Consider the following 11,061-nt stretch of genomic DNA (forward strand, 5'->3'; position numbering starts at 1 on the left):
CGCATAGCCCAAGGAGCACGTTTCCCATGCATCCCCACGACACTCTTCTCCGATGGTCCGGAGAGCGGTACCCGAGCACCGACCCGGCGGGCGTCTACGAGGCCCTGGCCGACCTGGACAACCCCTGCTACCTGACCATCACCCCGCAGGGCATCGGCGCCGTCTCCGGCGGCACCATAGCCGCCGGCGGCGGCGGCCTGCCCCTGCTGGCCGCCGTGGAGCCGCTGCCGCCACAGCGGCTCGGTTCGATCGCCTTCCGCAACACCCACGGCGTGCGCTTGCCGTACATGGCCGGGGCCATGGCGGGCGGCATCGCCTCCGCCGACATGGTCATCGCACTGGCCCGGGAAGGCTTCCTGGGCTCGCTCGGGGCCGCGGGCCTGCTACCCAAGACGATCGAGAAGGCGCTGGCCCGCTTCGCCGCCGAAATCCCCGGACTCCCGTACGCCGTCAACCTGATCCACAGCCCCAGCGAGGAGCGACTGGAGCGTGAGGCGGTGGAGCTCTTCCTCCGGCACGGCGTGAGCTGCGTCGAGGCGTCCGCGTACATGAACCTCACGCCGCACGTGGTGCGCTACCGGCTGGCCGGACTGCGCCGGGGCGCGGACGGGAAGGTGATCACCCACAACCGGCTGATCGCCAAGATCTCGCGCTCCGAGACCGCCGAGCGGTTCATGCGGCCCGCCCCGGCCGCGCTGGTCAGCGTCTTGCGCGAACAGGGTCTGATCACGGCCGAGCAAGCAGAGCTGGCCCATCTGGTACCGCTCGCGGACGACATCACGGTCGAGGCGGACTCCGGTGGCCACACCGACCGCCGCCCCCTCCCGGCCTTGCTGCCGTCCATCCTGCGGCTGCGCGACACCGTGCAGCGCGAGCACCGCTACCCACAGCCGATCCGGGTCGGCGCGGCGGGTGGCCTCGGCACTCCGCTGGCGGTCGCGGCGGCGTTCGCGATGGGCGCCGCCTATGTGGTGACCGGCTCGGTTAACCAGGCGTGCGTGGAGTCCGGTGCCTCCCCGGCGTCCCGGGCGCTGCTCGCCGAGGCGGGCATCGCGGACTGCGCGATGGCACCCGCGGCCGACATGTTCGAAATGGGCGTGGACCTCCAAGTCCTGAAGAAGGGCACGCTATTCCCGATGCGGGCCCGCCGCCTGTACCAGCTCTACCAGGCGTACGACGGGCTTGAGGCGCTGCCGGCCGAGGAACGCGGCAAGCTCGAGACGCAGCTCTTCCGCCGCCCGCTCGACGACGTCTGGCAGGACTGCGTCCGCTACTTCGAGCGCCGCGATCCTGAGCAGCTGGCCCGCGCGGCCGGGAACCCCAAGCGCAGGATGGCGCTGGTTTTCCGCTGGTACCTGGGGATGTCCTCGCGCTGGGCGGCAACCGGGGATCCCGACCGCGCGATGGACTACCAGGTCTGGTGCGGTCCGGCCATGGGCAGCTTCAACGACTGGGTAACCGGGAGCTATCTGAAGAACCCGGGCAACCGCAGGGTCGCGGACGTTGCCCACCACCTGATGCGCGGCGCCGCCTTCCACACCCGCCTGGCCCGGCTGCGGACCGCCGGTGCCCACATCCCCGCCTCCGCCGCCGACTACCGCCCGGTGCCCCTCGACGAGCCCGTTTCCGGCCTGCCAACGGGCACCCGATGAGCGCCCCTCTTACGCCCGAGGCGCTGGAGGAGTTGCTCGGCGACCCGTACGACCCCGCCAACCCGCACGGGTTCGCGGCGGCCGTCGCACGGGACGAGCGGGACGAGTTCCCTGCCCTGCTATGCGAGACACTGTGCGACGCCGGGTTCCACCTCAACTACCTGCCCAAGGAGTGGGGCGGCGCCTTCGAGTCGTTCGACCGCAGCCTGATCCTGGTACGGGCAGCGGCCCGGCGAGACGTCAACGTCATGCCAGGGACGATGTTCAGCATCATCGCGGCGACCTGCCTGCAGTTGCACGGCACGACCGAGCAGCGGGAGCGCGTGGCCGCGATCCTGCAGCGCGGCGGGGCGGTGGCGTTCGCCCTCACCGAATCCGGCCACGGCAGTGAACTGATCGCCAACGAGGCGCGGCTCGAGGATGGGCTGCTGCACGGCGAGAAGTGGCTGGTCGGCAACGGCCTACGCGCCGAAGCTCTGTACGTCGTCGCCCGTACCGGCGCCCGCGGCCCCGGCGCGTTCTCCTCGGTGCTGCTCGACCTGGCGGACGGCTGCGACGAGCGCCTCGTGCGCGTTCCGGCACCCCGCACCGGCGGAATGAGAGGCATCGACCTGGCCCGGGTGCGCTTCGACGCCCTGCCAGTACCACGTGACGCGCTGGTCGGCAAGGAGGGCGAGGGACTGGAGGTGTCGATCAAGGCCCAGCAGGCGGTCCGGCTGATGAGCATGGCCGGCTCGCTCGGCATCGCGGACAGCGCGGTGCGGCTGACGCTCGACTTTGCCAAGGAGCGCCGGTTCGGCCGTACGCGCCTCACCGAGGCGCCCTTCACCCGGCGCGAGACGGCGGTCGCCACGGCGGCGCTCCTGGCCGCCGACGCGGTCGCGCTCGCGGCCACCCGGGGTATTCACGGGGTGCCGGAAGCGTTCAGCGTGTGGGGGCCTGCGGCCAAGCATGTGGTGGCCGAGGCCACCGACGAGCTGATCCGGCGCTGTGGAGGCGTCCTCGCCACCCGTTCCGTCCTGCGGGACGGGGCAGGTGGCGCGGAGCTCTTCCAGAAGCTCCAGCGCGATTCGGCCGTGGTCCGGGTGATCGACGCGAGCCCGCTGGCAAACCTCCGCTCGTACGCGGGCCAGCTGCCCACGATGCTGCGCGGGGGCGCCGGGGCCGAGGCCGGAACCCTGGCCTCAATCTTCCGGTTTGACGCCCCGCTGCCGCCTTACCGGCCCGACCGGCTGGACCTCATCACCCGCGGCCTCGACCCCGTCCTCGACTCCCTGCCCCAAGCCGCCGGAGCGGTGCCGGGGGCCACACAGGCGGCTGCCTGCGTGGCCCGGGTGTCCGAGGCCGTGACCGCGCTGCCGGCCGAAGCCGACAGGGCCCGCCGCCCCGGCGCCGACCCCAACGCCCTGGTCGACCTGGCCGAGCGCTACGCGTGGCTGCACTCCGCCGCTGCCTGCGTCCACCTGTGGCACGCCAACCAGGACCGGTCGCTGTACGGCACCGCGCCCGGCTCGACGGGCTGGCTGGGAGCGGCCGTCGGGTATCTGCTGGCCCGCGCCGACGGCGTGGACCCCCGCCGACACGCCGCCGCCCTGACCCCCGCGCTCGACGCGGTCGCACGGCTGCGTGACGGTGGACTGCTCTTCACCGCGCGGCCCCTCCGGCTCGCCGCGACCCGATAGGAGAAACACCATGCCCAAGGCCGACCTGACCACCCTGGCGGCCCGGCTCGAAGCGCACCTCGGCGACCCCCACGACCCGGTGAGCCGTATGCCCTTCGCCACCATCCTCGACCATGACGAGCGAGAGGAGTACCCGTACCCGTTCGTCAACCTGCTGCGCCGATGGGGCGTCCCCGAGTACGCGCTCCCCAGCGAGCAGGGCGGCAAAGCGGGTGACGTGGAAGCGGAGTTCAACCTGGTGCGGCTCATCGCCCGCCGGGATCCCACCACCGCGACCGCGCTGGTCATCACCAACCTCGCCTTCATGCCGGTGTGGATCGCCGGGACCGACGAGCAGAAGCGGGCCGTCGTCGAGGCGGTCAAGCACGGCACCCGGCTGTCCTGGGGGCTCTCCGAGCGGGGCTACGGCAGCGATTTGCTTGCGGGCACCATGAGTGCTCGGAAGGTCGACGGCGGCTATCTGCTGTCCGGCGAAAAGTGGCTGATCGGCAACGCCACCTGGTGCGACACGGTCGTCGTCTTCGCCCGCACCGGTGAGCGCCCAGGGCCCGCAGCGTTCTCCATCTTCCTCCTCGACAAGCACAAGGCGCCCGCCGGGACGGTTGAGGAGCTTCCCCGCGAACGGCTGCACGGGCTGCGCGCCATGGACATCAGCGGCGTCCGGCTGACCGACGCCTTCGTGCCGGATTCGGCCCGGATCGGCTCCGAGGGCCGAGGGCTTGAGATCGCCCTGAAGGCCACGCAGACGGCCCGCGCCCAGATCAGCAGCATCCCGATGTCCGCAGTGGATACCGGGCTGAGGCTCACCCTGGACTTCACAGAGGGCCGCATCCTGTTCGGCAAGCCGGTCAGCGACATCCCGTACAGCCGCCGCCAGCTGACGGAGGTCTTCGCCGACCTGCTGGTGGCTGACGCTCTAACCCTGGGTGCGGTCCGCGGCCTCCAGGCGGCGCCGGAGCAGGCCAGCGTGTCGTCGTCGGTGACCAAGTACTTCATACCGACGCTGCTTGAGCGCACGATGTCCCAGCTGAGCATGGTGCTCGGAGCCCGCTTCTTCCTGCGCAGCCATCCGCACTACGGCATGTTCCAGAAACTGCTACGTGACCTACTGGTAGCGAATTTCGCAGACGGCAACACCGTGGTCAACCTGCGCAACCTCGGCCACCAGTTACCCGCTCTGCTCGCCACGTCCACCTCTGCGGACGACACCGTCCGCCAGGCGGCCGCTGAGCGAGCGGCCGTCCTGTACGGCATGAAGCGTGCGCTTCCGCCGTACGAGCCCTGGAGGCAGGAGCTGTCCAGCCGGAGCGGCCGGGACGATGCGCTGCTCGCCGCACCGGACGCCGTCCGCCGACTACGCGAGCTCGCCGACGGCGCCAAGGAGCAGGAACGGGAGTGGCTGCTGCGGGCGGCCGAAGCGGCGGACGGACTGCTCGCGCACGCCGTGTCCCTGCACGAGCGGTGCGAGGCGCTGAGCACGCGCCTGGGCCGGGAGTTCAGAGCGTCGGCGGAGCTGTTCGACCTGGCCAAGGAGTACTGCGTTCTGCACGCCACCGCCGCGTGTGTCCTCACTTACGTCCACTCACACGGCGCGCAGGAAGACCCGCTGCCCAGCAGCGCGGTGCTGCTGCTCCAGCTGGAGCGCCTGAGCCGCCAGCTACGTCCGCACGAGGCGGTCACCGACCAGGCCGTGGTCGACGAGGTGATGCGGGTCGTACGTGTGCTGCACCGCACGGACCGGCTCTTCTCGCACTGGCAGTTCCCGCTCGCCAAGCGCACCGGCGACCTGGCCCCCAGCCGCTACTGACACAGAGGAGGAGTCCGTGTCCGGCCCCGACCCCGTCTTCCTGTGGCTGCTGCCGGAATGTGCCGTCGGCCGGTTCGCCGATGAGCTGGGCGGTCTGCGGCTGCTGACCGAGGAGGAGCGGGCCCGGCTGCGGCGGCTGCGCGGCGACGGCGTCCGTCGCCGCTATCTGGGGGCCCGGCTGCTGTCTCGGTACGCACTGAGCGACCGCACCGGGCGCCCGGTGGGCCAGTGGCAGTTCCGCCAGGGCCCTTTCGGGCGTCCCGAGCCGGAACCGGACTGCGACGGCGTACGGTTCAACCTCTCGCACACCGAAGGCCTGATCACCTGTCTGGTCACACCCGGCGGCCGTGCTGGCGGTGTGGACGTGGAGCGCACCCCGGCCTCGGCGGAGGCGGTACGGCACCTAGAGCGGCACTTCGCCCCCGCCGAGCGGGCCGAGCTGGCCGCGCTGGACCCAGCCGCCCGCGCCGACCGGCTGAGCGAACTGTGGGTCCTGAAGGAGGCATACCTCAAGGCTCTGGGCACCGGGATGACCCGGGCCCTGGACGGGTTCTCCTTCACGGCCCGCGGCTCCGGCCACCGTATCGCCGTCAACGACCCGGGGCAGCCGCCGGGCGCCGACTCCCGGTGGTGGTTCGACCTGCTGCGCCCCGGCCCGGGACACGTCCTGGCGATCGCCGCCGAGGGCGGCTCCCCAATCACCCTGCACCGCACAGACCTTTTTCGCGAACTTTGCCCAGATTTCCAGTCCCCTGATGACTAAGGACAGATATATGCCCATTGACCGCACCCCTCGCATCGCCGTCGTCGGCTCCGGAGCAGCCGGCGTCTCCGCCGCCTACCACCTGCGCGAGCACGCCCGCATCACGCTCTTCGAGCGCGAGGACCGACTCGGCGGGCACGCCAACACGGTGGAGGTCGAAGAGAACGGCCGCACGCTGGGCATCGACACGGCGTTCGTCGTCTTCAATGAGCCCGCCTACCCCAACCTGACGGTGTTTTTGCGAGAGTTGGGGGTGGAGGCCGTCAAGCACCTGGGCGGCTTCAACTTCTTCGACTTGGACTCGGGCCTTGAGTACGGCACCGAGGAATTGGCCCTGGAGGAGGCCGAGGTCGTGGGCCGCTACCCCGAGGCGTTCGTGGGGATCTGGCGTGAGGCCCGCCGCTTCCACACTGAGGGCCGCAAGGACTTCCTGCGCAAGAAGACCGACATGCCGCTGGGCGAGTACCTCGACCGCGGCGGCTACAGCCAAGAGTTCCGCCACTCGTACGTCATCCTGCTCTGCTCGGCCGTCTGGTCGGTGCCCGCCGAACTGATCTGGGAGATTCCCGCCTCCACTGTCATCGCCTTCTACATGGGCCACGACGAGGGGGGCCTCGGCGGCCGCCGCGTCGACTGGCGCACCGTTGGTGGCGGCTCGATCTCCTACGTCCGCAAAGCGATCGCCGCGATCGGCGCCGAGGTGCGCAGCTCCGAGCCGGTCACCGGGGTTCACCAGGACACACAGGGCGTCACCGTGCGGACCGCCTCCGGTAATGAACGGTTCGACTATGTAGTGGTGGCCACCCACGCCGACGAGGCACTCGGCCTGCTTGAGAACCCCACGGAACGGCAAGAGAACGTCCTCGCTCCGGTCCGCTACAACGGCTCGCGGGTCATCCTGCACACCGATGCCGCGGTCATGCCCGCCGACCGTTCCCGCTGGGAGGCGTGGAACTACGGCAAGGTGGCCTTCGACGGTAAGGCGCGCACCTACGTCGCGTACTACATGAACAAGCTGCACGGCTTCACTGCCGAGCAGGACTACTTCGTCACGCTTGACTACCCAGGCGAGGTGGACCCGGCGAAGGTGATCTCCGAGTCCGCCTACACGCATCCGATCATCGACATCCATGTGCGCGAGCTTCAGAAGGACATCTACGACGTCAACGAGGGCCCACGGGTGAAGCTGTGCGGCTCGTACTTCCATTCCAAACGGCTGCACTGGGACCAGATCGGCTCCCACGAGGCGGCCTTCTCCTCCGGCGCTGAGGCTGCGGCGCAGCTCCTTCGCGAACTCGACGAGCGCGGCGGACTCCGTGCCCAGACGGCGGGCGAGTCCGGGTCGGCCGGCTGAGACATCGCAGAGGCAGACGCGGGCGAGTGGATCGCGTGGGGCGACTCCGGCGGGACGCGTGCCCGGATCGCGGCCCGGGCCGACGGCTACCGCGTCGCGACGTCAGGGCCGAGGCGGGCTACCGGACGAACCTGCGTGCGCACGAGCACGCCGAGTTCCTGTATCCCATCGAGGGCCGGCGGAGCAATCAGGGCCGAGCCCTCACCGGGGGCGGCGCGTTCGCGGCTTGCCGCGGGCTCTGTACACGACACCTTCGTCGCCGAGACTCCGGTGCGCTACATGCTTATCTTCAAAGTGACAGCCGGGGCGCCCGATGATCCGGATGCCCCCGCATCATGCCAGCAGTCGGTCAGGCCCCATGGCGCCTCGCCGACTCGTCCTCCTGCGCGAGCCGACGCAGCGCCATCAGCACGGGCTCGAGCAGTACGGTCAGCACCACGGCGCGTTCGGCTTGTTCGAGCGGGTCATCCACGCCCTGGAGCTGGTCGAGGTCGAGCACGGCGGTGCGCCGAGCCAGGTCTGCATAGGTGAGCAGGGTACGTGTGGGGATTTCCACCCCCAGCGAGCGCAGGGTCACCAGGGTCTCGCCGATGACCTGCTTAGCAGGCGCGTCCTCGGACACCTTCCAGCCGGCTGCCGCCAGCAGCTCGTCCACTTCGGCGACCGCCTCGGGGCTCACCTCGGCCGCCGACTTGTCCACCGGCCGCGCACCCAGCACCAATCCGAGCATCTGATGCGTGTCGGACGCGTGCTCGGCGACCGCGGTGAGCACCTCCTTGGTAGCGCTCACCGACAGGCCGCGCACGCCCACCAGAGCGCGGATCAGTCGGAGGCGCCGAAGATGGTGCTCGCCGTATGTGGCTTGGTTGGCTGCCGTGGCATGGCCCTGGGGCAGCAGGCCTTCCCGCAGGTAGTACTTGATCGTCGCGATCGGCACCCCGCACCGGCGGCTCAGCTCAGAGATTCGCACGATTTCTCGCCCCCGACTAGATATTGGATAGCTCTACACTCTACTATGGATAGCGACAAGTTCCATTACCCGTTGCCGAGGGGACAGCCCGGTGCCGACGCTTCCTTGGATCACTCCGAACCCGGCCACCCCGCACACGCGGGCGTTGGTCATGGCCTCCCGCTTCGAGGTGCGGTCCTTGAGCGACGTACCGCGCTTCTTCCTGCAGTCCCTAAGAGCCTGGCGCCAGGTGCGGTCGGCGCCGGGCGCCCTCGGCGCCTCGCTCATCGCCCAGCCGCTGAAGCGCACCTTCTACACGCTCTCCGCGTGGGAGAACCGCGACGCTCTCTACACCTATGCCCGCACAGAACCGCACCACAGCATCATGACCGGGCTCCAAAGCACCATGCGGACGTCGACCTTCGACTTCTGGGAAGTCCCCGCCGAGGAGCTCCCCATCACCTGGGGCGACGCCAAGCGTCGCCTGCGCGACAAGCGCGCCGCCGACGAGACCAAGCGGATGCGCCCGCAGGGCTAACCCCCTTCCTCCAAATCTCCCGGTCCGGGAGACCCCCGCTCCCGGGCCGGGCCTCTCTTCATCCCCATTGCTCGCCCAGCCGAGACCGATCAGAGGATCCGCATGACCACGCTGAAATCCACGGGTGAGGCACGCGCGCAGGCTCCAAAAGGACGCACCGTCCCCCTGTGGGTGACCATCGTCGCATGCAGCGTCCCAATGTTCATGGTGGCGCTCGACAACCTGGTGGTGTCCACCGCGCTGCGCACGCTCGCCGTCGACCTGAACGCGTCCACGTCCGATCTACAGTGGTTCGTCAACGCCTATGTCCTCGCCTTCGCCAGCCTGCTGCTCACCGCCGCTGGGCTCGGTGGCCGATTCGGGCAGCGCAAGGTCTTCGTCCTCGGCATCATCGTCTTCACCCTCTCATCCATCGCGTGCGGGCTTGCCGACACCACCAGCGAGCTCATCGTGGGGCGCACCCTCCAAGGAATCGGGGCCGCGGCTGTCATGCCGCTGTCCCTGACACTGCTCGCGGCGGCCGTCCCGGACCGCAAGCGTGGCCTGGCGCTCGGCCTCTGGTCCGGCATCAGCGGTATGGCCGTGGCGTGCGGGCCGGTCGTAGGCGGTGCTGTGGTCGAAGGCCTGGACTGGCAGTGGATCTTCTGGGTCAATGTGCCTGTCGGCGTGATCGCCGTGCCGCTGGCGATGTGGGTGCTCAAGGAAAGCTCGCTTCCGAGCGCCCGGGTCGATCTGCCGGGCATGGCGCTCGCCACGGGCGCTCTCGTCGGCATCGTCTGGGCGATCGTCAACGGCGAGCATGACGGCTGGACTTCGGGCCGCATCCTGGGCATTTTGACCGCTGGCGCGATCCTGCTCATCCTCTTCGTTCTGTGGGAGCGCCGAGCCCCGAGCCCCCTGCTCCCGCTCGGCTTCTACCGGATCCGGGCCTTCGTACTGAGCAACATCGTCTCCGCGACCATGTACTTTGGCGTATTCGGTTCGATCTTCCTGCTCTCGCAGTACCTCCAGATCGCCCCCGCCCGCACCCCCCTGCACGCCGGTGCGCTGACTCTGGCCTGGACCCTGATGCCCATGGCCATCGCCCCGCTCGCCGGCCTGCTCATCGAAAAGGTCGGCGGCGGACGCCTGATGGCCTTCGGCCTCTTCTTGCAGGCCGTCGGCCTGGCCTGGATCAACCTGGTAGCCACTGACGACACCCCGTACTCCAAGCTCGTCGCCGCCATGATCATCGGCGGTACGGGCATGGGCTTCGCATTCGCGCCGACGGCGGCGGTCGTACTCGGGTCGGTCCCTCGCGAGCACCAGGGCAAGGCGTCCGGCGCCAACACCACGGTCCGCGAGCTCGGCGGCGCCCTCGGCATCGCCGTCCTTAGCACCGTCTTCGTCAACAGCGGCAATGACCGCAGCGCCCAGGCGTTCGTCGACGGCCTGCACCCCGCCGTCTGGGTCGGCGTGGGAGTGGTGCTCTTCGGCGCCCTGTGCGCCCTGTTCATCCCGCGCCATCCGAATGCGGCCGCCGACGCGGCCGGTGACAGCGCTACCGTTGAGGCGCCCCGCTCCGAGGCGCAGATCAGGGCCTGACCGGCGGACCTGCCGCGTGGCGCGCCCCCTCCGGTGGCGCCTGCGGACCCGGCCCGACCATGTGGCGCGGACAAGGGCCACAGCTCTCGAAAGATCCGCTCCTACCTGTGCAGGCGCGGCATCCCGCACACGATCCCCGAACGTGCCGACCAGGTCCTCGGCCGACTGAACCGCGGCACGCGGCGGTCGGCCACACCCCACTTCGTCGCACCTTCACATCGCTCGGCCAGGCCGGAGTCCCGCCACGCCTTCGCGTCCGCGGTCGTCCCGGGGACCGGCCTGGCCGCCGCTATGACGAGCTTGGGGTCGGCATCGATGATGACCTGCACGTTCGCGGAGAACCGGTAGTTGCGTGAGGAGGCTCCGACCGTGCGGTCACGGACCGGGATCAGGGTGCCGTCCACGATCCACAACCGCTCGATCACATCGGCAGGGCGGGTGGCCGGCTCGACGGCCAGGAGCGGCCGCAGCCGCTGGATGACCCGGCACACCGTCGTCGGCGAGACGCCGAACAGCGGCGCGAGCTGCCGCATGGTGAGGTTCGTGCGGTAATACACCGCGACGAGCAGCACCCGGTCGGCCAGCGGCAGGCACCACGGCCGACCAACACCAGGACCGTTCCCACCCCGTTCCCGGACCACCTTCAGCAGTCGCTCGAACTGCCGCATCCGCAACCCCGTGAACGTCTCCCCCACAACGGCTCAGCCCTCAGCACCCCACCCATCAGGGAAA

The 11,061-nt window shown here is 70.0% G+C and carries 8 protein-coding genes and 2 pseudogenes; 8 read left to right on the top strand and 2 right to left on the bottom strand.

Going from position 1 to position 11,061, the window contains the following annotated elements:
* Nucleotides 1–26: 26 nt before the first annotated feature.
* Genes ABZX67_RS08820 through ABZX67_RS08840 form a run of 5 tightly spaced genes read left to right on the top strand, consistent with a single transcriptional unit; the run spans nucleotide 27 to nucleotide 7,258 of the window.
* Nucleotides 27–1,652 (top strand): PfaD family polyunsaturated fatty acid/polyketide biosynthesis protein, encoded by a 1,626-nt coding sequence (locus tag ABZX67_RS08820; RefSeq protein ID WP_355356367.1) that lies wholly within the window; start codon nucleotides 27–29, stop codon nucleotides 1,650–1,652.
* Entirely contained in the window at nucleotides 1,649–3,334 is a 1,686-nt protein-coding gene (locus tag ABZX67_RS08825) for an acyl-CoA dehydrogenase family protein (protein ID WP_355356369.1), read from the top strand. The genes ABZX67_RS08820 and ABZX67_RS08825 overlap by 4 nt, the downstream gene beginning before the upstream one ends.
* Nucleotides 3,335–3,344: 10 nt before the next feature.
* Nucleotides 3,345–5,141 (top strand): acyl-CoA dehydrogenase family protein, encoded by a 1,797-nt coding sequence (locus ABZX67_RS08830; protein WP_355356371.1) that lies wholly within the window; start codon nucleotides 3,345–3,347, stop codon nucleotides 5,139–5,141.
* A gap of 16 nt (nucleotides 5,142–5,157) precedes the next feature.
* The gene (locus tag ABZX67_RS08835; protein ID WP_355356373.1) at nucleotides 5,158–5,904 is read left to right on the top strand and encodes a 4'-phosphopantetheinyl transferase superfamily protein; all 747 of its coding nucleotides are present in this window, start codon (nucleotides 5,158–5,160) and stop codon (nucleotides 5,902–5,904) included.
* A 10-nt stretch (nucleotides 5,905–5,914) separates the two neighbouring features.
* Complete coding sequence (locus ABZX67_RS08840) at nucleotides 5,915–7,258, top strand: FAD-dependent oxidoreductase (protein WP_355356375.1); 1,344 nt, start codon at nucleotides 5,915–5,917, stop codon at nucleotides 7,256–7,258.
* A gap of 349 nt (nucleotides 7,259–7,607) precedes the next feature.
* Here ABZX67_RS08840 and ABZX67_RS08845 read toward each other — a convergent pair whose 3' ends face one another.
* Nucleotides 7,608–8,228, bottom strand: coding sequence for a MerR family transcriptional regulator (locus tag ABZX67_RS08845; RefSeq protein WP_355356377.1), 621 nt, complete (start codon nucleotides 8,226–8,228; stop codon nucleotides 7,608–7,610).
* Nucleotides 8,229–8,319: 91 nt separating this feature from the next.
* Here ABZX67_RS08845 and ABZX67_RS08850 point away from each other — a divergent pair, with 91 nt between their 5' ends.
* The 3 genes and pseudogenes from ABZX67_RS08850 to ABZX67_RS08860 all read left to right on the top strand — a co-directional run.
* Nucleotides 8,320–8,745, top strand: a complete 426-nt coding sequence (locus ABZX67_RS08850) for a DUF3291 domain-containing protein (RefSeq protein ID WP_355356379.1) — start codon at nucleotides 8,320–8,322, stop codon at nucleotides 8,743–8,745.
* A gap of 102 nt (nucleotides 8,746–8,847) precedes the next feature.
* Nucleotides 8,848–10,329, top strand: coding sequence for a DHA2 family efflux MFS transporter permease subunit (locus tag ABZX67_RS08855; RefSeq protein ID WP_355356381.1), 1,482 nt, complete (start codon nucleotides 8,848–8,850; stop codon nucleotides 10,327–10,329).
* Between the two features lie 66 nt (nucleotides 10,330–10,395).
* A pseudogene (locus ABZX67_RS08860) lies at nucleotides 10,396–10,506 on the top strand (IS5/IS1182 family transposase); the annotation flags it as partial.
* Nucleotides 10,507–10,619: 113 nt separating this feature from the next.
* Here the strand turns inward: ABZX67_RS08860 and ABZX67_RS08865 are convergent.
* Nucleotides 10,620–11,053, bottom strand: a pseudogene (locus ABZX67_RS08865) (transposase family protein); the annotation flags it as partial.
* Between the last annotated feature and the right edge of the window lie 8 nt (nucleotides 11,054–11,061).

Origin of the sequence: Streptomyces sp. NPDC003036 (genome assembly GCF_040611175.1) — a bacterium.
Lineage (GTDB): Bacteria > Actinomycetota > Actinomycetes > Streptomycetales > Streptomycetaceae > Streptomyces.